The 24,952-nt window shown below is 63.5% G+C and carries 27 protein-coding genes and 1 other RNA gene; 14 read left to right on the forward strand and 14 right to left on the reverse strand.

Going from position 1 to position 24,952, the window contains the following annotated elements:
- Position 1: 1 nt before the first annotated feature.
- The 3 genes from JQ597_RS16475 to JQ597_RS16485 all read right to left on the reverse strand — a co-directional run bounded on the left by JQ597_RS16475 (position 2) and on the right by JQ597_RS16485 (position 3,143).
- Positions 2-1,231: an ABC transporter substrate-binding protein gene (locus tag JQ597_RS16475; protein WP_212265298.1), complete on the reverse strand. Its 1,230-nt coding sequence runs from the start codon at positions 1,229-1,231 to the stop codon at positions 2-4.
- A 128-nt stretch (positions 1,232-1,359) separates the two neighbouring features.
- The gene (locus JQ597_RS16480) at positions 1,360-2,109 is read right to left on the reverse strand and encodes a FadR/GntR family transcriptional regulator (RefSeq protein ID WP_212265299.1); all 750 of its coding nucleotides are present in this window, start codon (positions 2,107-2,109) and stop codon (positions 1,360-1,362) included.
- A 107-nt stretch (positions 2,110-2,216) separates the two neighbouring features.
- A complete protein-coding gene (locus JQ597_RS16485) occupies positions 2,217-3,143 on the reverse strand; it encodes a methyltransferase domain-containing protein (protein ID WP_212265300.1) in 927 nt (308 codons plus the stop codon).
- Positions 3,144-3,194: 51 nt separating this feature from the next.
- Between JQ597_RS16485 and JQ597_RS16490 the strand changes: the two genes are divergently transcribed.
- From JQ597_RS16490 to JQ597_RS16510, 5 genes are all read left to right on the forward strand, one after another.
- Positions 3,195-4,232, forward strand: coding sequence for a ligase-associated DNA damage response exonuclease (locus tag JQ597_RS16490; protein ID WP_212265301.1), 1,038 nt, complete (start codon positions 3,195-3,197; stop codon positions 4,230-4,232).
- Positions 4,229-5,902: an ATP-dependent DNA ligase gene (locus JQ597_RS16495; protein ID WP_212265302.1), complete on the forward strand. Its 1,674-nt coding sequence runs from the start codon at positions 4,229-4,231 to the stop codon at positions 5,900-5,902. The genes JQ597_RS16490 and JQ597_RS16495 overlap by 4 nt, the downstream gene beginning before the upstream one ends.
- A 149-nt stretch (positions 5,903-6,051) precedes the next feature.
- Positions 6,052-6,354, forward strand: a complete 303-nt coding sequence (locus JQ597_RS16500) for a DUF6460 domain-containing protein (protein ID WP_212265303.1) — start codon at positions 6,052-6,054, stop codon at positions 6,352-6,354.
- A 26-nt stretch (positions 6,355-6,380) separates the two neighbouring features.
- Positions 6,381-7,115 carry an MBL fold metallo-hydrolase gene (locus JQ597_RS16505; protein ID WP_212265304.1) on the forward strand — a complete coding sequence of 245 codons (735 nt, stop codon included), beginning with the start codon at positions 6,381-6,383 and terminating at the stop codon, positions 7,113-7,115.
- Between the two features lie 2 nt (positions 7,116-7,117).
- Positions 7,118-8,443, forward strand: a complete 1,326-nt coding sequence (locus JQ597_RS16510) for an MATE family efflux transporter (RefSeq protein WP_212265305.1) — start codon at positions 7,118-7,120, stop codon at positions 8,441-8,443.
- A gap of 158 nt (positions 8,444-8,601) precedes the next feature.
- Here JQ597_RS16510 and JQ597_RS16515 read toward each other — a convergent pair whose 3' ends face one another.
- Positions 8,602-9,699 carry a quinone-dependent dihydroorotate dehydrogenase gene (locus JQ597_RS16515; protein WP_212265306.1) on the reverse strand — a complete coding sequence of 366 codons (1,098 nt, stop codon included), beginning with the start codon at positions 9,697-9,699 and terminating at the stop codon, positions 8,602-8,604.
- Positions 9,696-10,040: a DUF952 domain-containing protein gene (locus JQ597_RS16520; protein ID WP_212265307.1), complete on the reverse strand. Its 345-nt coding sequence runs from the start codon at positions 10,038-10,040 to the stop codon at positions 9,696-9,698. The genes JQ597_RS16515 and JQ597_RS16520 overlap by 4 nt, the downstream gene beginning before the upstream one ends.
- Before the next feature lie 183 nt (positions 10,041-10,223).
- On the opposite strand from JQ597_RS16520, the gene JQ597_RS16525 reads away from it, so the two are divergent.
- Together JQ597_RS16525 and JQ597_RS16530 are read left to right on the forward strand one after the other, a co-directional pair.
- Entirely contained in the window at positions 10,224-10,874 is a 651-nt protein-coding gene (locus JQ597_RS16525; protein WP_212265308.1) for a S24 family peptidase, read from the forward strand.
- A complete protein-coding gene (locus JQ597_RS16530) occupies positions 10,859-11,386 on the forward strand; it encodes a mismatch-specific DNA-glycosylase (RefSeq protein ID WP_212265309.1) in 528 nt (175 codons plus the stop codon). Before JQ597_RS16525 ends, JQ597_RS16530 begins: the two co-directional genes overlap by 16 nt.
- Before the next feature lie 96 nt (positions 11,387-11,482).
- Here JQ597_RS16530 and JQ597_RS16535 read toward each other — a convergent pair whose 3' ends face one another.
- The 6 genes from JQ597_RS16535 to JQ597_RS16560 form a co-directional block, all read right to left on the reverse strand.
- Positions 11,483-12,262: a class II aldolase/adducin family protein gene (locus tag JQ597_RS16535; RefSeq protein ID WP_212265310.1), complete on the reverse strand. Its 780-nt coding sequence runs from the start codon at positions 12,260-12,262 to the stop codon at positions 11,483-11,485.
- A gap of 344 nt (positions 12,263-12,606) precedes the next feature.
- The gene (locus tag JQ597_RS16540) at positions 12,607-14,250 is read right to left on the reverse strand and encodes a lysine--tRNA ligase (protein ID WP_212265311.1); all 1,644 of its coding nucleotides are present in this window, start codon (positions 14,248-14,250) and stop codon (positions 12,607-12,609) included.
- 71 nt (positions 14,251-14,321) lie between these two features.
- Positions 14,322-15,239, reverse strand: a complete 918-nt coding sequence (locus JQ597_RS16545) for an ABC transporter substrate-binding protein (RefSeq protein ID WP_212265312.1) — start codon at positions 15,237-15,239, stop codon at positions 14,322-14,324.
- 85 nt (positions 15,240-15,324) lie between these two features.
- Entirely contained in the window at positions 15,325-15,915 is a 591-nt protein-coding gene (locus tag JQ597_RS16550) for an SCO family protein (RefSeq protein WP_212265313.1), read from the reverse strand.
- Between the two features lie 33 nt (positions 15,916-15,948).
- Positions 15,949-16,185, reverse strand: a complete 237-nt coding sequence (locus JQ597_RS16555) for a hypothetical protein (RefSeq protein WP_249119116.1) — start codon at positions 16,183-16,185, stop codon at positions 15,949-15,951.
- A gap of 127 nt (positions 16,186-16,312) precedes the next feature.
- Positions 16,313-16,783, reverse strand: a complete 471-nt coding sequence (locus JQ597_RS16560; protein ID WP_212265314.1) for a hypothetical protein — start codon at positions 16,781-16,783, stop codon at positions 16,313-16,315.
- Between the two features lie 385 nt (positions 16,784-17,168).
- On the opposite strand from JQ597_RS16560, the gene JQ597_RS16565 reads away from it, so the two are divergent.
- Positions 17,169-18,827 (forward strand): FAD-binding dehydrogenase, encoded by a 1,659-nt coding sequence (locus JQ597_RS16565; protein WP_212265315.1) that lies wholly within the window; start codon positions 17,169-17,171, stop codon positions 18,825-18,827.
- 76 nt (positions 18,828-18,903) lie between these two features.
- Complete coding sequence (locus tag JQ597_RS16570) at positions 18,904-20,175, forward strand: serine hydrolase domain-containing protein (RefSeq protein WP_502754474.1); 1,272 nt, start codon at positions 18,904-18,906, stop codon at positions 20,173-20,175.
- A 51-nt stretch (positions 20,176-20,226) separates the two neighbouring features.
- Here the strand turns inward: JQ597_RS16570 and JQ597_RS16575 are convergent, their stop codons facing one another.
- Positions 20,227-20,976 carry a sulfite exporter TauE/SafE family protein gene (locus JQ597_RS16575; RefSeq protein ID WP_212265316.1) on the reverse strand — a complete coding sequence of 250 codons (750 nt, stop codon included), beginning with the start codon at positions 20,974-20,976 and terminating at the stop codon, positions 20,227-20,229.
- 248 nt (positions 20,977-21,224) lie between these two features.
- Here JQ597_RS16575 and JQ597_RS16580 point away from each other — a divergent pair, with 248 nt between their 5' ends.
- The 5 genes from JQ597_RS16580 (at position 21,225) to JQ597_RS16600 (ending at position 23,860) form a co-directional block, all read left to right on the forward strand.
- Positions 21,225-21,575 (forward strand): RidA family protein, encoded by a 351-nt coding sequence (locus JQ597_RS16580; protein ID WP_212265317.1) that lies wholly within the window; start codon positions 21,225-21,227, stop codon positions 21,573-21,575.
- Positions 21,576-21,735: 160 nt separating this feature from the next.
- Complete coding sequence (locus tag JQ597_RS16585; RefSeq protein ID WP_212265318.1) at positions 21,736-22,101, forward strand: nuclear transport factor 2 family protein; 366 nt, start codon at positions 21,736-21,738, stop codon at positions 22,099-22,101.
- A gap of 122 nt (positions 22,102-22,223) precedes the next feature.
- Positions 22,224-22,910 carry an RNA polymerase sigma factor gene (locus tag JQ597_RS16590; protein ID WP_212265319.1) on the forward strand — a complete coding sequence of 229 codons (687 nt, stop codon included), beginning with the start codon at positions 22,224-22,226 and terminating at the stop codon, positions 22,908-22,910.
- Between the two features lie 96 nt (positions 22,911-23,006).
- Entirely contained in the window at positions 23,007-23,528 is a 522-nt protein-coding gene (locus JQ597_RS16595) for a DUF4142 domain-containing protein (protein WP_212265320.1), read from the forward strand.
- 11 nt (positions 23,529-23,539) lie between these two features.
- Positions 23,540-23,860, forward strand: a complete 321-nt coding sequence (locus JQ597_RS16600) for a cupredoxin domain-containing protein (RefSeq protein ID WP_212265321.1) — start codon at positions 23,540-23,542, stop codon at positions 23,858-23,860.
- A gap of 13 nt (positions 23,861-23,873) precedes the next feature.
- Here JQ597_RS16600 and JQ597_RS16605 read toward each other — a convergent pair whose 3' ends face one another.
- The gene (locus JQ597_RS16605) at positions 23,874-24,446 is read right to left on the reverse strand and encodes a hypothetical protein (RefSeq protein WP_212265322.1); all 573 of its coding nucleotides are present in this window, start codon (positions 24,444-24,446) and stop codon (positions 23,874-23,876) included.
- 108 nt (positions 24,447-24,554) lie between these two features.
- Positions 24,555-24,944, reverse strand: a transfer-messenger RNA (tmRNA) gene (gene ssrA, locus JQ597_RS16610).
- Positions 24,945-24,952: the final 8 nt, after the last annotated feature.

Raw genomic sequence — 24,952 nt, forward strand, 5'->3', positions numbered from 1 at the left:
GCTACTCCGTCACGGGCTTGTCGGAAATATCCCAGTCCTTGCCGTTGAACTGCGAGATGAAGAGGGTCTTCATCGGCGTGTAGTCCTCCGGCGTGTAGCTGAAATTGACGCCGTCGAGGAAATACGGCGAGTGGAAGCCGGCCAGCGTCGTCGCTTGTTTCAACACATTGGCGCGGGTCAGATCGTCGCCGCAGCGGCGCAGGATTTCCGCCATCGACGCCACCTGGCCGTAGCCGGCGAACGCGATGGTGTTGTCAGGATCCACATTGGGCAGATATTTCTTGCGCAGCGCCTCGAACGCCATCACGTCGGGATCCTTTTCCCAGCGCGGCACGCCGACTTCCTTGGCGTAGCGGATGGCGACGATGCCGGTAGCGTTTTCGAAACCGGCGGCGCTGAGGATCGAACGTCCGGTCGAGCCTGCCGAGAGCAATTGCAGCGGCTTCCAGCCGAGTTCGACCACCTTGCGGATCGACTGCGACGACGCCTTGCCGGTCGAGATGTTGTAGAAGACGTCCGCGCCCGACTTGGAGAGATTGATCAGCTGCGAATCGATCGTTGGCTCGGTCAGATCGTAGCTCTGCTCCATGATCACCTTGGCGGTGCCGCCGGCTTCCTCCAGAACCTTCTTGAACGGCGCCAGGAAATCGCGGCCGAAATCGTCGTTCTGGTAGAGAATGCCGATTTTGGCGTTCGGCTTCGTGGCCACGACGTACTTGGCGAGGATGCGCGCTTCGGTCGGGTACAGCGGCAGGCCCGCCATGGTCCATTTGAAATTCTTCGGATCGTTCCATTTCGACGCGCCGGTATTGAGCATCAGCTGCGGCACGCCCTTGGAGTTGAGATATTTATGCACGGCGGTCTGCGGCGCGGTGCCGAGCGAGCCGAACAGCGCCAGCACTTCGTCATTCTCCACCAGCCGCCGCGTCGCTTCCACGCATTTCGGCGCGCTGTAGCCGTCGTCCATGGTCAAGAACTTGACCTTGCGGCCGTTGATGCCGCCCTTTTCGTTCAGCATCTGGAAATAGGCCTCGCCGACCCGGCCGAGCACGCCGTAGAGCGAACCCGGGCCGCTGTGTGGCACGGTCTGGCCCAGCTTGATTTCGGTATCGGTCGCGCCCGGATCGTATTTTTTCTCGGCCGCCCACACGAACGGGGCGGGCATGGCGGCGGCAGCGAGACCGGCAAGAGCGGTGGCACCGAATTGGCGCCGGGTCTGTTTGTTTTTCATGCTGTTTACTCCCTTATAGTTGTTCTTCATTGGTTATTGTCTGAAACCTGAATGCAGTGATCTGTCCTTCAGTTCGTGCGGATCGAAATTGGCTTCGACTTGCGCTGCGTGAGCCGGTATTCCCGGCATTACTGGTCCCGGCCTACCCATTGGTTGTGAGATTCCGGCTGCCCGTTTCCTTCCGCCAGTGCCCGAACTTCGTCGAATGCGGAATGGACATGCTTTTGCACCAAGGCCGCCGCCCGGGATTCGTTCCTGTCAGCAATGGCGGCCACGAACTCCTGATGATCACCCAGCGAACGGCGGCGAATGACAGGGGATGAGAAGTACTTCTGCCGCCACTGAAAGCTCATGAGAAACAAAGGCGTGAGCGTTCGAACGATGATGGCATTCTGGCTGGCCGCCGCCATTGCCAGATGAAACTCGACGTCTTCATTGGCGACATTGAGTTCGGCCTGCACCCGACTGTAATAATTGGCGACCAACCCCCGCAACCTGTTGAGATCGGCATCCGTCCTGCGCGCGCATGCGAGGCGGATCGCATGGGTTTCAAATATGACGCGGGCCTCGCTCACATCGCGCATGGTGCGCTCGTCAAACGGCAAATCCAGATTGGCCTGGATGACCAGGGAATCGAGCCCGCTGTCTTCGAGCGCGTTGCGCAGGAAAATACCGGACTTCGGCCGGCGCTCGGTCAGCCGCAGCGCATCAAGAACCGCCAACGCTTCCCGCACCGAACTGCGGGTGACGCCAAAGCGATCTGACAGCTCGCGCTCTGACGGCAGCCGGTCGCCCTTCTGCAATCGATGATGGCGGATGAACTCGATCGTCCGCTTGACCGCTCTCGATCCTTCGCCTGCCTGCTGCGGCACCGTCATTTGATCCTACCAATCTGGTAGGTCCAGATTGGTATATCCCTATAGGTTTGTCCAGCCCGCCCCGCGGGGGGGCATCGGGTTCATTCCCCTAAGAGCAATTCTGGCGGTCAGCCCTTGGCTGCGACCGCCACCAGGCCCGGTACCGGGATGCTGTCCTCAGTGCGCGCCGAGCGATCTTCGAGCACGGATAAATTCAGACCGGCCGCTTCCACCGCTTCGTGCACATGGGCTGCCGCGTGGGCATAGCGCAGCCCTGCGCCGAGAATGACGCCTTCGCCGGCATGCGTCTCGGTCGTGAAGGCGAACAGGCCGCCGGCGGCGAGCACGCGGCTTGATTCCGCCAGCACCGGCGCGAGATCGGCGACATAGATCATCACGTCGGAGGCCAGGATGAGATCGGCGCTGCTGTCAGGCCTCGCGCGCAGACCTTGCACGATGTCGCCGACTTCAAGCTCCGCATAAAAGCCGGTCGAGCGGGCCTTCTCGATCATGCGCGGCGACAGATCGATGCCGATGAAATGATCGACCTCTTTGGCGAACGCCGTCGCGACGAGCCCGGTGCCGCAGCCGAGATCGATGGCGCGCTTGAAGAAGGCGGGCTTGCGGGCGGCCGCGCGCACCGACAGCACCGCCCTGAACAGCAGGTCCGGGCCGCGATAACCGAGATCGTCCACCAGCGCGGAGTTGAACCGCCGCGCGTATTGGTCGAACAGCACCTGCACATAGCCTTGCGGCATCGCGGCCAATGGTTCGGCGCCGAGCCGCATCAGCCGCAGGCGGGCGCCATGACGATCATCCGGATCGCCGTCCCACGCCTTGCGAAACGCCGTGATCGCCGCATCGCGCTCGCCGAGCGTTTCGCGGATGTCGCCGAGCGTGAACCAGGCGGTGACGAAACTCGGCGCCAGATCCGTCGCCTGCAGCAGCAGGTCGGCGGCGCCGGGCAGATCGCCCTTCAATTGCAGGTCGCGCGCAAAATCATAACGGCGATCGGCCATCAGATCGCCGGAGGTCAGAAATATTCGCGTGGGCATGGGCTCTATGGGGCAGGTAAAAATCGGGGCAATACGCCCTATATAACCAAGATGCGTCCACAAGACATCCTGCTGCCAGCTCCCGCCGGTTTGTGCTGCAAGCCGGGCGGCTTCCATATCGACCCGGTTCGATCAGTGGAACGCGCCGTGATCACCCACGGCCATTCCGACCACGCCCGCCCAGGCCATGGCGCGGTTCTGGCGACGCAAGAGACGCTCGACATGATGCGGCTGCGCTATGGCGAGAATTTCGCAGGCTCCACGCAGGCGATCGCCTATGGCGAGGAAATCAGGCTCGGCGACGTCACCGTCAAATTCCATCCCGCCGGTCACGTTCTGGGCTCGGCGCAAATTGCCGTCACCTGCAAGGACACCTGCATCGTCGCCTCGGGTGACTACAAGGACGCTTCGGATCCCACCTGCGCGCCGTTCGAAGTGGTGCCGTGCGACGTCTTCATCACCGAGGCGACGTTCGGCCTGCCGGTGTTTCGCCATGGCAACGCGGCGGATGAGGTAAAGAAGCTATTGGCTTCCGTGGCGCTGTTCCCGGAGCGCGCGCATCTGGTCGGCGCCTACTCGCTCGGCAAGGCGCAGCGCGTGATCGCGCTGCTCCGCGAGGCCGGCTACGACGCGCCGATCTATCTGCATGGCGCGATGGAAGCGATCACGCACTATTATCAAAGCCGCGGCGTCGAACTCGGCGAGCTTCGTCCCGCCAAGGGCGTGAAGAAGGCCGACCTCGCCGGCACCATCACGCTGGCGCCGCCGTCGGCGACATCAGACATCTGGACGCGGCGCTTCCCCGATCCGGTCACCGCGTTCGCCTCGGGCTGGATGCGGGTGCGGGCCCGCGCCCGCCAGCGCGGCATCGAATTGCCGCTGGTGATTTCCGATCACGCCGACTGGGACGGGCTGACCGCGACCATCGAAGCCACCGGCGCCGGCGAAATCTGGGTCACCCACGGCCAGGAAGACGCGCTGGTGCATTGGTGCAAGACCAAGGGCCTCGCCGCGCGGCCGCTCGATCTGGTCGGCTACGGCGACGAGGACGAGCACGAGCCGCCGCCCCCTGAAGGGGCCGAGGCATGAACCGCTTCGCCGAATTGCTGGATCGCCTCGCCTATGAGCCCGGCCGCAACAACAAGCTGCGGCTGCTCACGGCGTATTTTCGCGAGACTGATGATCCCGATCGCGGCTATGCGCTGGCGGCACTGACCGGCGCGCTGTCGTTCAAGCACGCCAAGGCCGGCCTGATCCGCGACCTGATCACCGACCGCGCCGACCCCGTGCTGTTCGGCCTGTCCTATGATTATGTCGGCGATCTCTCCGAGACGGTGGCGCTGATGTGGCCGAAGGCGGCGTTGCCTGGCCATAACAACCCGCCCCCGCCAACCCTTTCCGAAGTCGTCACCACGCTGCGCACCCTCGGCAAGACCGAACTCCCAAAACAGCTCGCGCGCTGGCTCGACGAGTTGGATGAGACCGGCCGCTGGGCGCTGCTAAAGCTCGTCACCGGCGCAATGCGGATCGGCATTTCGGCGCGGCTCGCCAAAACCGCCGCCGCCAACCTCGGGGGCAAGGACGCCCATGACGTCGAGCTGATGTGGCCGGGATTGAGCCCGCCCTATCTCGAAATGTTCGCCTGGCTGGAAGGGCGCAGCGAAAAGCCAGTAAATCGCGATCCGACACCATTCCGACCTGTCATGCTGGCGCATGCGATCGAGGATGCGGATTTTGCCAACCTCGATCCCGCCGACTTCATCGCCGAATGGAAATGGGACGGCATCCGCGTGCAGGCGGTGAGCGGCCGCGACGAGCGCGGCCACATCCAGGCACGGCTTTATTCGCGCACCGGCGAGGACATCACCAAGAGTTTCCCGGACCTCGTGCCGGCGCTGCATCTGCAAGGATCTTCAAGTTTCGCCATCGACGGCGAATTGCTGGTTCTGCGCGAGGGCCGCGTGCAGACGTTCAACGTGCTGCAGCAGCGCCTCAACCGCAAAGTCGTCTCGCCAAAACTGATCAAGGAGTATCCGATCCATCTGCGCGCCTATGACCTGCTCGGCGACGACGAGAACGATTTGCGCGAGCTGCCGTTCGTCGAGCGCCGCGCGCGGCTGGAGGCGTTCGTCAAAAAGCTTGACGATGCCAGGATTGACCTATCGCCGACGGTCGCCTTTGACAGTTGGGACGCGCTGACGGCGGCGCGCGCCGATCCGGCCCAAGCCGGCGCCGGCGAGGATGCCGACGCCGTCGAGGGCGTGATGCTGAAGCGCCGCGATGCGGCCTATCTGCCGGGCCGCCCCAAGGGCCAATGGTGGAAGTGGAAGCGCGACCCGCATCTGATCGACGCTGTCCTGATGTATGCGCAGCGCGGCCACGGCAAGCGCTCGTCCTATTATTCGGACTACACGTTCGGCGTCTGGACCTCGGGCGAGGACGGCGAACAGCTGGTGCCGGTCGGCAAGGCCTATTTCGGGTTCACCGACGAGGAACTGCTGCAGATCGACCGCTTCGTCCGCCGCAACACCACCGAAAAATTCGGGCCCGTGCGGCACGTCGTGCACGAACCCGACCAGGGACTGGTGCTGGAAGTCGCCTTCGAGGGGCTGGCGCGCTCGCCGCGGCACAAATCCGGCGTCGCGATGCGGTTTCCGCGCATCAGCCGGCTGCGCTGGGACAAGCCGCCGCGCGAGGCCGACCGGCTGGAAACGCTGGAGCGGATGCTGAAGAGTGACGCCAGCATTACCGCAGCGTAATCCCCCAGCCCATTGACGTCTGAAGGCGGGTTCCCCATTTGCTGTCCGCTATAGTAGATACTTGTTTGACGCGTTTTCTTCATGCGAACCGGTATCCAGTTCGCTCGAAAACGCTACAATGCGCGGGCGTGACCCGCAGGAGAGCTGAGATGCCCAACGACGTCAGGGATTTGCCGGCCAGCAATGATGGCCTCAACCGCTTTCTCGGCGGCTCGCCGCTGGCGGTGGCATTCCGGCTGATCCTGCTGTCGGTTCTGGTCGGCGTGGTTCTCGCCGCCGTTGGCTTCGATCCCTGGAATATCCTGCACAGCATCCGCATGCTGTTCCAGCGGCTCTGGGATCTCGGCTTTGACGCCATCAACTGGCTGTGGCGCTACTTCCTGCTCGGCGCCGTGATCGTGATTCCGATCTGGCTGTTGTCGCGGCTGTTCGGCAGCCCGCGCGGGCGCTAAATCTCCTCGCCAAGGGACCGCAGCCGATGCAACTGCAATTTATCGGCTGCGGCGACGCACTTGGCTCCGGCGGACGCGCCAACACCTGCTTCCATGTCACCGGCGCCAGCGTCAATTTCCTGATCGATTGCGGCGCCTCGTCCCTGCCGGCGTTGAAGCGGCTCGGTGTCATCAGCGACGGCATCGACCTGATCCTGATCACGCATTTCCACGCCGACCATTTTGGCGGATTGCCGTTCTTCCTGCTCGATACGCAGTTCACCCGCCGCACCCGTCCGCTCGTCATCGCCGGTCCGCAGGGAATCGAGACCCGGTTGACGCAATTGATGGAGGCGATGTTCGAGCATTCCTCAAAAACGAAGCAGCGCTTCGAACTCTCCGTCGTCGCGCTCGATCCCGAAGAAAGCCGCAGCTTCGGCGCGGTCAAGGTGACGCCTTATCCTGTCGTGCACGGCGAATCCGGTGGACCATTCCTGGCCTACCGCATCGAGGCCGAGGGCCGTGTCATCGCCTATAGCGCCGACACCGAGTGGACGGAAACGTTGATCCCGGCCGCGCGCGATTCCGACCTGTTCGTTGCCGAGGCGTACTATTACGACAGGGTTGTCAAAAACCACCTCAGCCTGAAAACGCTGGAAGCCCATCTGCCCGAGATCAACGCCAGGCGGTTGATCCTGACGCATATGAGCGACGACATGCTGGGGCGGCTGGGTTCGCTTTCCTACTCCACCGCAAGCGACGGTCTGGTGGTCGAGCTGTAAGCATGCATTCGCCGGCCGCTCCCTCGAAAGTCACGACGGCACAAATGTTTGCCATCGCGGGTCCCGCGATGATCGCGAACCTGACGACGCCGCTGATCGGCATCGTCTCGACCACGGCGATCGGGCGGCTCGGCGATGCCACGCTGCTCGGCGGTGTGGCGGTCGCCTCCGTGCTGTTCGACTGCCTGTTCTGGCTGTTCGGATTCCTGCGCATGAGCACGGTCGCGTTTACAGCGCAGTCGCTCGGCGCCGGCGACACCCAGGAATTACGCGCCATCCTGCTGCGCGGCTTCATCGCCGCAGGGCTGGTCGGCGCCGCGCTCATCCTGCTGCAGATCCCGCTCGCCAGCCTCCTGCTGGAGGCGATGGGCGGCAGCGAAGGCGTCACCCGCGCGGCGAAAACCTATTTCACGATCCGGATCTGGTCGGCGCCGCTGGCGCTCGGCAATTATGTCATGCTGGGCTGGCTGATCGGACAGGCCCGCGCCAAACTGGCGCTCGGCACGCAGATCACCATCAACCTGATCAACGCGGCAGCGACCGCGCTCCTGGTGCTGGTGCTCGACCTCGGCATTGCCGGCGCGGCGATCGCGGCCGTGATCGCGGAAGCGGCCGGGCTCCTGCTCGGCATTATGATCGCGCGGCGTCTTTCCCATGGGCAACCGGCCATCTCGCGCGCGACGCTGCTTGACCGCACCAAACTGATGCGGTTGCTGGCGGTCAACCGTGACATCCTGATTCGCACCGCGGCGTTGATCGCGGCCTTCCTGTTCTTCACCGCGCAGGGAGCCCGCGCCGGCGACCTGACGCTCGCGGCCAATGCGGTGTTGAACAATTTCCTGATGATCAGCGCCTTCTTCCTCGACGGCCTTGCCAACGCCGCCGAACAGCTCTGCGGCCGCGCCTATGGCGCCCGCGACCGAAGCGGATTTGCCGGCGCGGTCAAACTGGTCGTGGTCTGGGGCTTTGGCTTTGCGCTCGCCGTCGCCGCCGTCTTCGCTCTGTTCGGCCCTTCCCTGATCGACATCATGACGGCGAGCGCCGACGTGCGGCGCATCGCGCGCGATTATCTGCCGTTCGTGATCTTCGCGCCGCTGCTCGGCGTGTTCGCCTTCGCCTTTGACGGGGTCTATATCGGCGCGACCTGGGCACGCGACATGCGCAACCTGATGCTGCTGTCGCTCCTGATCTTCCTTGGCGCGTGGCTGGCGCTGCGATCGTTCGGCAATGCCGGGCTGTGGGGCGCGCTACTGGTGCATTACGCCGCCCGCGGCGGCCTGGAAGCGCTGCGTTATCCGGCGCTGTTGAAGAGGTCGTTCGAGGAGTGAGGTCTTTCTTCCCCCTCGCCCCGCTCTTGCGGGGAGAGGGTTGGGGTGAGGGGCTCTATCCACGAGTGAGGTCGACGATGGTCCGGTACCCCCTCACCCGGATCGCAAGTGCGATCCGACCTCTCCCCGCAAGCGGGGAGAGGTAAAGAGAACGCCCGCTACTGCACCGGCCATTCCTCGGCGGTGATCGTGGCGGCATCGGCGCCGACGATTTCCGCCAGCGAGTCGCGGCCGGTGCGCAGCAAGGTCGAGGACAGATCGCTCTTGATGTCCTCGACCAGCCCGAGGCCCTTGTAGATCAGCGACGAGTAGAGCTGGATCAGGCTGGCACCGGCGCGGATCTTGGTCAGCGCGGCACCTCCGCTATCGATGCCGCCGACCCCGATCAGCGGGAAGGCGCCTTCGGCACGCACATACGTTTCCGCCACCATCCGCGTCGACAGCCGAAACAGCGGCCGTCCCGACAGGCCGCCCTGCTCCTTGGCACGACCCGATTCGCGCAACGTCGAGGGCCGCGCCAGCGTGGTGTTGGCCACAACCATGCCGTCGACCCGGCGCGAGCGCGCGATGTGCACGACGTCGTCGAGTTCAGCCAGACTCAAATCCGGCGCGATCTTGAGCAGCACCGGGGAATCGCCGGCATTCTTGCGCACCCGCTCGCGCGCATCGATCACCCGGGCGAGGAGATCGTCGAGCGCGGCCGATTGCTGCAGATTGCGCAGACCCGGCGTGTTCGGCGAGGAGACGTTGACGGTGAAATAGCTCGCGACCGGCGCAAAGGTCTCGATCAGCTTGACGTAATCGGCGGTACGGTCGGCCGAATCCTTGTTGGCTCCGACATTGACGCCGACGATGCCGGCAAGATGCGCGCGCGAGGCGAGCCGCCGCAGCACAACTTCCGCCCCGTCATTGTTGAAACCCATCCGGTTGATCACAGCCTCGTCGCGCTCCATCCGGAACAGCCGCGGCCGCGGATTGCCGACTTGCGGTTTGGGCGTCACCGAGCCGATCTCGACGAATCCAAATCCCAGCCGCAGCAGCGCGTCGGGCGCCTCCGCGCTCTTGTCGAAGCCCGCGGCCATCCCGATCGGATTGGGAAAGTTGAGGCCGAAGGCGCGCACCGCCAGCTTCGAATCGTCCGGCTTCGAGCGGATCGGCGGCAGCAGCCGCAGGCCCTGGATGGCCATGCGATGCGCATCCTCCGGATCGAACCAGCGCAGCAGCGGCAGTGAAAAGGCGTCGAAGGCGCGGATCACGGCGCAAGCTCCGGTATGTCATGATGGCCGTCGGACCGCGCCCGCATGTCAAGGATGGCGGTGACGGCGCCGAGATCGAGTTCGCCATAGAGATGCGGGAACAATTCGTCGTTGCGCGAGGGCTCCCAGCGCAATTCATCCCCGAGCGCATCGGCGTCGACGGCGATCAAAAACAGCCCGGTCTGGCCGAAATAATGTTTCCGCGCGGTTTCGGCGACCTGGGAGGCTGTGGAAAAATGGATGTAGCCGTCGCGCAGATCGTCCGCGCTGCCCCGATAGACGCCTTGCCGCTCGGCCTCGCGCCAGGCCGAGGCGGAGCTGATTTTGTAGATCGTGGGCACTCGCCGGCATTCCCTGTTTGTCGTTGAGTCTCTTGGGATTTTTCCCGGGATTCCGGGTCGGGCGCCGACCGTAAAGGCGGCTGGGGCTGAACTCAAGCGCCGCCGCGCCGTCCGACCAGCATGGAATTTGCGGAAACCCCGCGTTTCAGGCAATAATTCCTAAACCCGACTTTGAGTGATCCCATGGCCAAACCATCCAAAGCCCGCATTCTCACCCACGGCCAGGTCTGGACCGCGCTCGACCGGCTCGCCGAGCGCGCCGGGCTGTCGCCCTCGGGCCTCGCCAAGCGCTCCGGCCTCGACCCCACCACCTTCAACAAATCCAAGCGCATCACGGGCGACGGCCGCGAACGCTGGCCCTCGACCGAATCGGTCTCCAAGGCGCTGGCCGCCACCAATTCCTCGATCGACACGTTTGTGCAGCTGATCGGCGACGGCGCGCGCAGCCAACAATCCGTGCCGATGCTCGCCTTTGCCCAAGCCGGCAGCGGCGGCCATTTCGACGACAGCGGTTTTCCCGCCGGCAAGGGCTGGGACGAGGTGGCGCTGCCCGCCGCGGACGACGAGCACGCCTATGCGCTGGAAATATCCGGCGATTCGATGAAGCCCGCCTACCGCGACGGCGACATCATCGTGGTCTCGCCGGGGACACCGATCCGGCGCGGCGACCGCGTGGTGGTGAAGACGAGCGACGGCGAGGTGATGGTGAAGGAATTGAAGCGCCGCACCACCAGGACGCTGGAGCTGCAATCGCTCAACCCGGCGCAGGCCGACCGCGCGCTCGACGCCGACGACGTCGAATGGATCGCGCGGATCGTATGGGCGAGCCAGTAGGGTTGTCCCCGGCTCCGGATATCCTGCAGGACCTGCTGGAAGATTCGCTCAACGTCGTTTTGTGCGGGATGGCTGCGGGGACGGCATCCGCAAAAGCCAGGGCTTACTACGCGCACAAGCAGAACAAGTTCTGGAAGATTCTCTACGAGACCGGGCTGACACCGGCGCGGCTGCAGCCGCACCAGTACCGCGATCTGCTGCAGCATCAGATCGGACTCACTGATCTCGTGAAGACGCACTCGGGAATGGATCACCAGATCCCGCTATCCGAATTGCGACTGGATGCGCGATCTCGCCTGAGCAATTCGGTTGCGGCATTCCGGCCGAAATTCCTGGCGTTCACGAGCAAGGCGGCCGGACAGGGGTTTCTCGGCGGCAAGCGCGAATACGGCGAGCAGGCTGAGCGGATCGCCGACACCAGGATCTGGATCCTGCCCTCCACGTCAGGCGCCGCGAATGGAAGCTGGCGGCCGGAAGTGTGGCACGCGTTTGCGGATCGGGTGCGGGCTTAATGCTGTCATTGCCGGGCTTGACCCGGCAATCCATCAAACGAAGACTCTTGCGAAGCGAGATGGATGCGCGGGTCAAGCCCGCGCATGACAAAAGAGCTACGTCGCGTAATCCGGCTCCTTGCGATCAAGCATGCGCTTTAGCGCATCGAAGTGCCGCTGTGCCGGGGTCGGTCCCTTGTAGAGACGCTCGTCCTTGTATTCGCGCTGGGTCTTCTCCACCACGGGCGCGGGAAGCTGCTTCAGCTTCTGCCCGGTCCACATCGCGTAGATCTGCACCTGCGCGGCGCGCTCGACGTAATAGAGCATGTCGTAGGCCTCGGCGACGGTCGCACCGACCGTCGAGATACCGTGATTGGCCATGAACAGCACCTGCTTGTCGCCGATCACCTTCGCAAGGCGGGCGCCCTCGGCGGGATCGACGGCCGGGCCGGTATATTCGTCGTCATAGGCGATGGCGCCTGACAGACCGACCTCGGTCTGGCCGATCTCCTTGATGCGGGGATCATCGAGGCGCGTCAGCGCGCTGGCATAGGGCATGTGGGTGTGAAACACCGCTTTGGCCTGCGGCAGCGCCTTGTGGATCGGGGCGTGGATGCAATAGCAGGAGCGCTCGACCTCGCCCTCGCCGCGCTTGACCTCGCCGTCATCGATGCCGACTTCCATGAAGGACGAGGCCGTCACCTCGGACCAATGCATGCCGAACGGGATCTGGTAGTAGCGGTCGCTGCGGCCCGGCACCGTGTAGGTCAGATGGTTGAAGATGCCTTCGGAAAAACCCTGGTTGAAGGCGAGACGATGCGCGGCCGCCAGATCGACCCGCGCCTGCCATTCCTCGGCGCTGCTGTCATTGAGCATGTTCGGCGAAACCAACTGCATACGTCTGCTCCCATTGTTGCCCGCCCCTCGACGGGGGCTTGATGGCGGATAGTGTAGCGCAATTCGGTGCAGGCAGCGGTTGAAATCGCGGCGGGCCTGCCATCTGGATTTGCGGCTCCTTCTTCCCTTCTCCCCTTGTGGGAGAAGGTGGCATAGGCGGCCTTCGGCCGCCGTTCTTAGAACGCCGATGCTTCGCATCGGCTATGGCGCCGGATGAGGGGTCTGTATCCGCATCTCGAAATCTTACCGTGAGGAGGGAACCCCTCATTCGTCTCGCCGCCGCTTCGCGTCAGCGATCCACCTTCTCCCACAAGGGGAGAAGGAAGAAAGCGCGCAAGCAGCTGCTACGCCGACCTTGCCAGCGCGCCGTCGATCATCGCCACGGCGTTGGCCAGACCATACACCGCGACGAACGAGCCGAAGCGCGGGCCTTTTTCCTGACCGAGCAGCACCTGATAGAGCATGTTGAACCAGTCGAGCGAGACGCCCGGCCTGCCATCCTTGCCCTTCTTGACGAGATCGAGGAACGGCTCGCGGCGGCCGATCTCGTAGACCACGTTCTGGATCTCTTCCGCCGTCGACGTCGACGGCAATTGCGACAGCGCGTCGCGCAGATCCTGCAACGCGACCCGCTCACCATCGGTCGGCTCACGGAATTTTTTGGTCGGCGCCACGAAGTCGCGATAATAATTGATGGCGTAGCCAACCAACGCGTCGAGCTTCGGATGCGTCTGCGGCGTCACGCCGGGACGATAGCGTCCAATAAAACCCCACAGCGTTTCGGCGTTCTCCGCATTCGACGACGACACCAGCGTCAGCAACAGCTGAAACGTGACCGGCATATCCGCCTTCGGCGGCTGGCCGGCATGGATGTGCCAGACCGGATTTTGGAGCTGCTGCTTGGCGTCCTGCCGCGGCAAGCCGTCGAGGAACTGCTGATAGTCATCGACCATGCGCGGGATCACGTCGAAATGCAGCCGCTTCGCCGCCTTCGGCTCGCGATACATGAACAGCGACAGCGATTCCGGCGACGCATAGCGCAGCCATTCGTCGATCGTGAGCCCGTTGCCCTTCGACTTGGAAATCTTCTGGCCCTGCTCGTCGAGGAAGAGTTCGTAATTGAAGCCTTCGGGCGGCGAGGCGCCGAGCGCCCGAGTGATCTGGCCCGACAGCTTCACCGAGTCGATCAGATCCTTGCCGGCCATCTCGTAGTCGACGCCGAGCGCGACCCAGCGCATCGCCCAGTCGGCCTTCCATTGACACTTCACATTGCCGCCGGTGACGGGGGTTTCGACCTCCTCGCCGCTGTCGGGGTCGACATAGGTGATCGTGCCGGCGGCAATGTCGCGGCGGATCATCGGCACCTGCAGCACGACGCCTGATGTCTTGCTGATGGGCAGGAACGGGGAATAGGTGGCGCGCCGGTCCGGCCCCAGCGTCGGCAGGATGATCGCCATGACCTTGTCGTAGGCGGCGAGCATCTTGAGCAGCGTCGCGTCAAAGCGGCCGGATGTGTAGTAGTCGGTCGAGCTGGCAAACTCGTAGTCGAAGCCGAAATGATCGAGGAACGCGCGCAGCCGCGCGTTGTTGGCGGCGCCGAACGAGGGGTGTTCGTTCGAGAACGGATCCGGCACGCGCGTCAGCGGCTTGCCGAGATGAGCCGCCATCATGTCGCGATTGGGGACGTTGTCCGGCACCTTGCGCAGGCCGTCCATGTCGTCGGAGAACGCCAGCAGTCTGGTCTTGATCTTGTCCTCGGTCAGCACGCGAAAGGCATGACGCACCATGGTGGTGCGCGCGACCTCGCCGAAGGTGCCGATATGCGGCAGCCCCGACGGGCCGTAGCCGGTCTCGAACAGCACCTCGTCCTTCGGGGTCTTTTTCAGCCGCGCGACAATCGCTTTCGCCTGCTCGAACGGCCAGGCGTTGGATTGTTCGGCGAGCGCGCGCAAATCGCTCGGGTTGGCGGCAAGGTCGATGGTGGACATCAGAGGTCTCCGGGGCCGCGGAAACTAGCGCTTCCGTGGCAAATTGCAAAATGACGGAGTCTGCGACTCCGTCAAAACGGACTGATCGAGAAATAACGCAGCCACAAATCGGTATAGCGGCCTTTTTCCCAGAGCCGGAACAGCGCCCAGTTAAGCGACTGCCGCAGCAGATCGTTGCCCTTGCGGACCGCGATGCCGATGCCCTCGCCGAAATAGCGGCTCTCGACGAACGGTCCGCCCGAGAAGGCGCAGCATTCGGCTGAATCGGTGCCGTTGATCCAGAACGCCAGCGCGATCGCATCGCCGAAGATGAAATCGACCTCGCTCCGCCGCAGCGCCAGCCGCAGCGCCTCGTCATTGGGGTACGATTTGATCTCGGCGTCGGTGAACATCGCCTTCAGATAGGCCTCATGCGAAGTGCCGCCGATGGCGCCGATTTTCTTGCCTTCGAGATATTCGGGACGCACCTCCGGCATCACGGCGTCGCGCCGCGACACGAAGCGCGCCGGCGCGCGGTAATAGGGATCGGTGAAATCGATGCGGGCGCGCAATTGCGGCGTCACCGCCATCGACGCGATGATGGCGTCGCCGCGGTTGCTGGTGATGGCGTCGATCAGGGTCTCGAACCGGCGCATCTGGATGGTGCAGGTGACCTTGATCTCGTCGCACAGCGCGCGCGCCAGATCGACGTTGAAGCCGGCCGGATTGCCGTCGGGGCCGGTGAAGTTGAACGGCGGATAGTCGGTTTCGGTCAGGAACCGGATCACGGTCAGGCGCGACAAATCGGGCCGGTCCGGACGCCGCCTCGGGTCCCAGAAGCCTGGCACCGCCTGCGGCGCCGCCTCGACCGCGGGCCGGGGCGCGGTTTGTGCGGACGCCTCACCGGGCAGCAAAACGGCCAGCGCAGCCGCGATCGTCATCCCGGTCAGCAAGCTGCGGACGGATTTTGGCAATCTGGCGCTTTGTAACAAGGCTGGCTGGTGGGGCATTGCCGGCGTTTTGTTGTGGAATTGGATGGCCTTATAGACCATCCGGCATCCGATGCGAGGCCGTTTTGCGGGGCTTTGGTACGGCTCAGAGGTATTTCTTCAGATCGGTCGCGGCTTCCTGGGGCGTCCGTTTCAGGTTGAACGGCGAGACGAAGCGGCCGTCGCGATCCATCAAATAGATCAGCGCCGTGTGGTCCATGGTGTAATCGCCGTCCTTGAGCGGGACCTTCTTGGAATAAACCCGGTAGGCCGACAGCACCTTGGACACCGCCTCGGGGTTGCCGGTCAGGCCCTTCAGATGCGGGTCGAAGCTGGAGAGATATTCCTTCATCGCGGCCGCGGTGTCGCGCTCCGGATCGACCGAGACGAAAAAGGCGTTGACCCGGTCGGCATCCTTGCCCATCGCCTTCAGCACTTCGGAAATCTCGAACAGCGCGGTCGGGCACACATCGGGGCAATGGGTGAAGCCGAAGAAGATCAGCGTCGGCCGGCCCTTGAGATCCCTGTCCGTCACGGTCTGGCCGGCCTGGTCGGTCAGTTGAAACGGCCCGCCGATCGCGGCCGGCGCCGTGACGGTGCGCAGGCCGCCGAGCGCCCACAACATGATCAGGAGGCCAACCAGCAGGCTGACGGCAAAGGATGCGACAATCACCAGCGGTCGGATGCTCCGGTCCATGCAAGAATTCCCCAAGAACTTTCTATGTCCGGATCAGAAGCAGGCCGAAATACCGGCGGCGATCATTTCAAAAAACACCGTGGTCCCGTAATGGAACCAGAGCGCCGCGGCGCCGCACACGGCCAGCCCGCCGAGGCTGGCGGCGCCCCAGACGATCGCGGACGCCACCCTGCCCTGCGGCCGGGGTGCCGCGATCATCCCATGCTGGGTGGAAATCGGCTGAACCATGGGGTTCAGATAGGGCCAGTTCCAGGGCCAGGCAAGCGCCATGGCCGCGCAGCCGATCACGTCATGCGGAGGAATATCTGCCGTTTCAGCGCGACGCCGGGGCGATCGCAGTGCGACGCTAAGGCGATCGCGGTGCGACGCCGGGATCTCAGCGAAACGCCGGGCGATCTCAGCGAGACGCGGGCTTGATCGCGGACGCCTGGGCGTCGAGATAGCAGGGCTTGAACATCGCCTGCAATTGCTTGCCGCGCAGGAAGATCATGCGCTGGGTCAAGCCGCCGCGCTGGGCGATCCAGCGCCGGATTGGTGTCGGGTACATCGAATACAGCATCTGGGTGGCTTCGGCGTTGGTGATCGCCCGGCCGTTGGCGCCGAAATCCCAGGCGGCATGGAAACCGAGATTGGCGTGCGAGGTGACGCAGATCTTGTCGTGGGGAACGGCACCGAGAACGATGGTGCAGGCCGAGGCGCACAGGCCGTCGATGATGACCATCTCGCCGGAACTCCGCAGGCCCTGGTATTTATCGACATAGGTGCCTATCCGGCCGCCGCGATCGTCGGCGATCCGGACCACCGCCTGGCTCGATACAACCCCTGCCAGCAGCAGCACCGCCGCAAGCAACCCCGTCGCCAGCTTCATATCCCAGCCCCAGTCCTGAAACGTCGAACCCGAATCTGATTGTCTTAGTGATGCAAGACTTCGCGAGCGTCGTTCGAGACCGTGATTTTGTCTAGGCGGCTGGAGCCGCTCAAAACAAATTCAAATTAAGTGTTGCAGTAGCGCTGCACCCGAAGAACGAAAAGGTCCCAAACTGGAACAAGTTAACGTTTCCACGGTGGCAGCTTCGCCACAGGCAAGCGGCATTTGCCGTTGACCGCGCGCTGGATGGCGTGGCTTGAATCAACATCGGAGCGTTTTCCAGCGAAGTGGGCACCGGTTCGCGCGAAGAAAACGCGTCAAAGCAACAAACAGAGCCCCTTTCCGATTTCAATCGGAAGGGGGCTCTGGGCTGGGGAGGACATGGATGGCAGAGGACGCGGACGTAATCGTGGTCGGCGGCGGGCTGGCCGGCCTGGTCGCGGCATGTGAAATCGCCGACGCCGGCAAGCGCGTCATCGTGATCGACCAGGAGGGCGAACAGAGCCTTGGCGGTCAGGCGTTCTGGTCGTTCGGCGGCCTGTTCCTGGTCGACAGCCCCGAACAGCGCCGGCTCGGCATCAAGGACAGCTACGATCTGGCGCTGCAGGACTGGATCGGCACCGCGGGCTTCGACCGCGACGAGGATCTCTGGCCGAAGAAGTGGGCGGAGGCCTATGTCGCGTTCGCTACGGCTGAGAAGCGCGACTGGCTGCGCGCGATGGGCCACCGTATTTTTCCCGTGGTCGGCTGGGCCGAACGCGGCGGCTATGACGCGATGGGGCACGGCAATTCGGTGCCGCGCTTTCATGTCACCTGGGGCACCGGCCCGGGCATCGTCGAGCCGTTCGAGCGGCGGGCGCGCGAGGCGCAGAAGAGCGGCCGGCTGACTTTCAGGTTCCGCCACCGCGTCGATGGCCTCAGTATCACCAACGGCACCGTCGACGGCGTCAGCGGGGCGATCCTCGAACCCACCAATGTCGAACGCGGCCAGAGCAGTTCGCGCCAGGTCACCGGCGATTTTAGCTTTCGAGCCCAGGCAGTGATCGTTGCCTCCGGCGGCATCGGCGGCAATCACGATCTGGTCCGGCAGAACTGGCCGAAGCGCCTCGGCGCGCCGCCGAAATTCATGATCTCCGGCGTGCCCGAACATGTCGACGGCAGGATGATCGGGATCACCGAGGCTGCCGGCGCGCGGCTGATCAACCGCGACCGGATGTGGCATTACGTCGAGGGTATCAGGAACTGGTCGCCGATCTGGCCGCGCCACGGCATTCGCATCCTGCCCGGCCCGTCATCGCTGTGGTTCGACGCCACGGGAAAACGGCTGCCCGCGCCGCTGTTTCCCGGCTCCGACACGCTCGGCCAGCTGCACTACATCATGTCGACGGGTTACGATTATTCCTGGTTCATCCTGACCCAGAGCATCATCAAGAAGGAGTTCGCACTCTCCGGCTCGGAACAGAACCCCGACCTCACCGGCAAGAGTTGGCGCATGACCATCAAGCGCGCCACCAACAAGGGCGCACCCGCGCCGGTGGAAGCATTCAAGCAAAAAGGCGCCGACTTCATCGTCCGCGATAATCTCGCCGACCTCGTCAGCGCCATGAACGCGCTCAGTGGCGACAATCTGCTGCAGCTCGATCACATCAAGCGTCAGATCGAGGCGCGCGACCGCGAGATGACGAATCCCTACGTCAAGGATGCGCAGGTGATGAACATCCACAATGCGCGGCGCTATATCGGCGACAAACTGATCCGCACCGCCAAACCGCATCGCATCCTCGACCCCGAGCATGGCCCGCTGATCGCGGTGAAACTCAATATCCTGACCCGCAAGACGCTCGGCGGCTTCGAGACCGATCTCGACTCCCGCGTGTTCGGCACAGGCGGCGAAATCATCAAGGGGCTGTACGCCGTCGGCGAAGCCGCCGGTTTCGGAGGCGGCGGCGTGCACGGCTATCGCTCGCTGGAGGGCACGTTCCTCGGCGGGTGCCTGTTTTCGGGGCGCAATGCGGGACGCGCGGCGGCGAAGGCGGCCGGCTGACAAGGCCGCAGGATACCTGGGCGATCGAAGCAGTTGCTGCGGCCGTTCCGGCCTACTTGCGCGGGGGATACTTGCCATGATGCCGAAGATCATATGGGCTCTGTCCATCGCGGCCGCTGTGATGGCCGGGAGCGACGTCCCCGCCCGCGCCCAGGCCAACGCCGCCGCGCCGGCGCCGTCACCCGTCAAACTCGAGCGCCTGTCGCAATTTTTCGAAAACGAAGTGACTACCGGAAAGCTTCCCGGCGCTGTCGTGCTGATCCAGCAGCATGGGGTGCCCGTCTATCTCAAGAGTTTCGGCGTTCGGGATGTCGCGACCAAACTGCCGATGACGCCGGACACGATCTTTGCCATCCATTCGATGACCAAGCCGATCACCAGCCTGGCGGCGATGATGCTGATCGACGAAGGAAAACTGGCGCTGGCCGACCCGGTGTCCCGATACATTCCGGCATTTGCCGACACGAAAGTCGGTGTGGAATCCAAACCGAAGGACGGCAACCCGATCCTGGAACTCGTGCCGCCGATCCGGCCGGTGACGATCGAGGACCTGCTCCGGCATACGTCGGGTATTACCTATGAATACATTGGCAGCGAATTGATCATGAAGACGTATACGGACGCCAACATCTTTGAGGGACATTTCAACAACACGGAGTTTGCCGAGCGCATTGCCCGACTGCCCTTGGCGAGACAGCCCGGCACACTCTGGCGCTACGGCCATTCCACCGACGTTCTCGGACGCGTCATCGAAATTGTCTCCGGCAAATCGCTGTACCACTTCCTGAAAGAGCGCATTCTCGATCCGCTTGGCATGACCAGCACGAAGTTCGTGCTGCAGGGCGCGGCTGAAGCGGCGCGCATGGCCGAGCCGCTGCCGGACGATACCGTCCTGCGTATGTCGGGGGAGGAACGGCGCAGGCACGCCGAATGGGAGTCAGCCGGCGGCGGCCTGCTTTCGACCATCACGGATTATGCACGATTTGCGCAGATGCTGCTGGGCGGCGGAAAGCTGGACGGCAAGCAGTATCTCAGCCCGGCCGCGTTCAAGCAGATGACGTCAGACCAGATCGGACCGGGCTCCGGCGTCGGACGGGATTACTATTATTTTCCCGGCGACGGTTTTGGTTACGGTTATGGCCTTGCAGTTCGCGTGGAGCCGGGAAATGCGAAGCCGCCGCCGGCAGGCTCGATCGGCGAACTGAAGTGGGATAGCGGCAGCGGAACATACTTCGGCGTCGATCCCAAACTGGACATGGTCTACATCCTCATGGAGCAGACCCAGCTGGAGCGCTCACGCATCACCCCGGCCTTCAAGGCGCTGGTGTATGACGCGTTCGAAAAATAAGTGACCTCAGCGGCGAAGCAGTGAGCTGATCGCCAGCAGAACTCACCGCGCCTATCCGGCGACGCCGTCCCACAGCAATTTCAAGGCCGTGACGACCAGCAGCGCGTAACAAGCGCGGTAGAGCTGCACCTGGTCGAGGCGCTGATGCAACCGCCAGCCGGTCCAGACGCCGGCAAAGGCGACGGGTATGCCAAGCAGCATCATCGTCACCAGGGCCTGCGAGAGATGCCCGATCAGCAGCCAGGGCCCGACCTTGATGAGGTTGCCGACGGTGAAGAACATGCTCGTCGTGCCGGCATACATCGGCTTGGAGAGCCCGAGCGGCAGCAGGTACATCGCCAGCGGCGGGCCGCCGGAATGGGCGACCATCGTCGTCACGCCCGACGCGCCGCCGGCCAGCAGCGCCGTGGCCGGCGAACGCGGCCGCACCGAGACGCCGGCGCCGCCGCGCAGCCACAAGCCAGCAAACACCAGGGTGATAAGCGCCATCACGATCTCGATCGCGTGGCGGTCGAGATCCCTGAGCACGAAGAAGCCGACGCCGATGCCGACCAGAAGACCCGGCAACAAAATCGAGAGGTCCGGCTTCGACCACGTCGACGGCTTCCAGTAGCGCAGCGCGAAGACATCCATCGCCACGAACAGCGGGGCCAGCATCGTGCCCGCATCGATCGGGTCCATCACCAAGGCCAGCAGCGGAATGCCGATGATCGCGAAGCCACCGCCGAAAGCGCCCTTCATGAAGCCGATCACGAAGATTCCGGTCGCGGCAACGCAAAGTGTCGCTGGCTCAATCGTCATGAAGAATCCGGTGCGGACATCGATCCTCCACCATCGATCACCTGACTTTTTGCGTTGCAATCGGACAATTGCACTCCGTGCAATATCGTCGGCCGCCCGCAGCGCTCCGGCAAAGCCAAACCAACCCGGCTTTAAGTTGGATTCCCCGATACGTGACAATTTGAGCGGCCTTCATTGCCAAGAACGCAGTAGCCGATCGCGCCCCGGCGCGCTAAGGAGGCGCGCCACTTTAAAAAACGGAGAACACCATGTCAGTCCAGCGCTTCGAAACCGGCCCGCGCATGAGCCAGGTCGTCGTCCACGGCAACACCGTCTATCTCGCGGGCGTCGTCGCCAACAATGCAGCCGGCGAAAGCGTGACCAAGCAGACGCAGGACGTGCTCAAGACCATCGACGGCCATCTCGCTAAGGCCGGGACCGACAAGTCGAAGCTTCTGTCGGCCACGATCTACATCACCGACATGAAAACCTTCCCGGAAATGAACGCGGTGTGGGACGGCTGGGTGTCGGCGGGCAACACCCCGGCGCGCGCCACGGTCGAGGCCCAATTGGCGTCCCCGCAATACAACGTCGAGATCATGGTGGTTGCGGCGAAGTGATTTTTCGCGGCGCGAGGGTTTGCCTGCCCTCGCGCCGTACCTTTCCTTGATCCGTATCTCAATGACCGCGTTTCCTTGACCTCTGAGGTAATCGAAACACGCGCGCGAACCTTCGATAAAGGGTCAGCCGATCCATTCGGCCGCAACGAAGGAGAGCCCCATGACCGACGCGCAGACCATTGCCAACAATTACATCGATTTGTGGAACGAGCGGACCCCGGCCCGCCGCCGCGAGATCCTCAGCCAAAACTGGGCCAGAGACGCCCGCTATGTCGATCCCTTGATGAGCGGCGACGGCCATGACGGCGTCGATGCGCTGATCGCAGGCGTGCAGCAGCGGTTTCCGGATTTCAAATTCAAGCTGATCGGCGAGCCCAATGGGTACGGCGACCACGTCCGGTTCTGTTGGGGCCTCGGCCCCGACGGCGCTGACAGCCCGATCAAGGGCACGGATTTCGCCGTGCTGAGCGACGGCCGCATCCGCAGCATCACCGGCTTCCTCGATCAGGTGCCGGCGGGCGCGTGAGCGAAAGGCTGTGCGGCTGCCTGGGTAATCCCAGGTAGCCGCCGACGCGCCCCAAATTATTTCGGGAACCTCTTGGCCTTTGCCGCATCCAACCCCAATACATTGCTATTGGTGGAACCATCATGCGTCAGGCCCACACGCCTCATATTCCGCGCGTCGACACTGGTGACCTCGACCTGATCCGCCGGGCGCTGGCCCGCGACGAGACCGCGGCTCGCGCCATCATGCAGGCGAACAACCGCCGGCTCTACCGGCTCGCCCGTGGCATCCTGCGCAATGATGGCGAGGCCGAGGATGTCGTGCAGGAAACTTACGTCCGCGCCTTCACGCATCTGGAGAGTTTTCGCGGCGATTCCAGCCTGGCGACCTGGCTGGCGCGGATCGCCATGAACGAGGCGCTGGGACGATTGCGCCGGCAGCGGCCGGGCGTGGAGTTGTCGTCATTGCCGCAGGGCATGCTCGAAGCCCAGATCATCCAGTTTCCCCGCGCCGCCGCAGACGACCCGGAAAAATCCATGGCCCAACGTGAAATTCAGCATGTCGTCGAACACGCCATCGACGAATTGCCGGAACCGTTCCGGCTCGTCTTCATCACCCGGGTGATCGAGGGCATGAATGTCGAGGAGACCGCCGAAATTCTCGGGCTCAATCCCGTGACCGTGAAGACGAGGTTGCATCGCGCCCGCGTCATGCTGCGCGACAATGTCGAGAAGAAGATCGGCCCTGTCGTGATGGACGCGTTTCCGTTTGCCGGCAGGCGCTGCGAGCGGCTCACCGATGCCGTGCTGAGCCGGCTCGGCTTAATCTGATTTTTTCGGGAACCTCCGGCCACCAGCGCCATCCAACTCCTGTGCAATCAACTTGAAAGCCGGCCGCTCGCGTCGGCGCCACAGGAGTGTCACACCATGTTCGTTCGATTGAGCGCGGCGATTGCCGCATTGAGCCTTTTGGGCGGTGCCGCACTGGCGCAGGGCGCAAAGCCCACCGATCCGCAGATCGCGCATATCGCCTACACAGCAGGTGTCATCGACATCGCTGCCGCCAAGCAGGCGATCACCAAGGCCAGCAACAAGGACGTCAAGGCGTTCGCGGAAGGCATGGTGCGCGACCATGAAGCCGTGAATAAGCAGGCGCTCGACCTCGTCAAGAAACTGAAAGTCACACCTGAAGACAACGACACCAGCAAGACACTGTCGAAGCAGGCGGCTGACAAGCTGGCCGAACTCGCCAAGCTGAAGGGCACCGAGTACGACAAGGCCTATGTCGCCAACGAGGTTGCCTACCACAAGGCGGTCAATGGCGCGCTGGAGACACTGTTGATCCCGTCAGCCAGCAATGCCGAGCTGAAGAGCCTGCTGCAGACCGGCCTGAAGCTCTTTCAGGGCCACCAGCAGCACGCCGAACACGTCGCCGCCGGCCTGAAGTAACGGAGACTGCCATGCTGCCGAGACGCACGTTTCTCATCGTGACCGCCCTGATAGCGGGCGCAATTGTCGTCCCGGCGCATGCCGCAACCATCCAGATCGTAATGGACGATCTCGTGGTGTCGCCGGCGCAGGTAACCGCCAAGGTCGGCGACACCATCGAATGGATCAACAAGGACATCTTCGCCCACACCGCCACCGCGCGAAACGGCGATTTCGATGTCGCCATGCCGCCGAAGAAGACTGTGACGTCGGTGCTGAAGAAGGCCGGTACGGTCGAATATTACTGCCGCTTCCATCCCAACATGAAGGCCGTGCTGACGATCGCGCCGTAAGCCGGTAACCTCGTCAGGTCAACGTCCCTCGCTGCAGCACCATCGCGAGCCGCACCGCGACCGCCGCCTGCCACACCGGATAGAGCACCGAGGTGAGATCGAGATCGAGCGCGCTGTCGACCGCCATCAGCGTACCGGCCAGCGTGCCCGTCAGCAGCATCCGCATCCATAACGCCGCATCGCGCGGCCCGGCCGGCAGCAGGGCGATCGCCAGCGCCATCAAGCCGGCGCCGACGAACCCGCCCGCGAGGCCTGCCAGCACATTGCGCATCATCTTGGAGGCGCCATAGGCCTGCAGATCGATCCAGATCGCAGCGTTCACCGCGCAGACAAAAGCGACCATGGTGACAATGCCGGCAAGCAGCGCCGCCCAAACCGGATTGGCGCTGCAGCGCCGCACCACGAAGAAGACAAGCACCGCAAACGGCACCGCCACCAGCGCCATGCGCAGATTGCCGGAACCGCCGGTGAACTTGTCGATCAGTTGCGGCGTGAGCGGCGTCAACAGGCCCGACAGCAGACCGCCGGCAGCGATCAGCAGCAGGTTGTTGCGGGAGCTATTGTCGGCAGCGACGGCCTCGGTCAACGCGTTCGCCTCCCTCTCTGCGGCGCGGCAATCTAGCACGATAACGGTTGCGATTGTACTCGCGCACAGCTTCACAAATAAAAGCCGCGCCAACCCGAAGGTTGACGCGGCCATGGCCGTTCTGTTGCCAGGTGGACCAACCCCGAACAGGTTACGCCGCGAGGCGCACTTCGTTCAATGCAACGTTATCGTTTGCATTTAGGTTTTTGACCCGATAACGGCGGTATCATGCCGAGCACAATTCAGAACTTCTTTGCGACCATCGATCCTGGTTCGCCCCCGCCATAGCAGCCCTGGGATTTTGCCTTGCGGCAGAATCGATCTCATGTGGAGCATGATCTTTTCGGATCGTGCTGTGGATGAGACCTTTAAGCTCAAGCTGCTAAGGTGGAGGCGCCGGGTACTGCCCCCGGGTCTGCCCGCAGTCCATTCTAAGGTTCAGCGCCATCGTCTTGCGACGGGGCGGTTGTACGCGAGATTGAGGGCGAAAGATAGGTCGGTGACAG

This window comes from Bradyrhizobium sp. AUGA SZCCT0177 (assembly GCF_018130125.1).
Classification (GTDB): Bacteria; Pseudomonadota; Alphaproteobacteria; order Rhizobiales; family Xanthobacteraceae; genus Bradyrhizobium.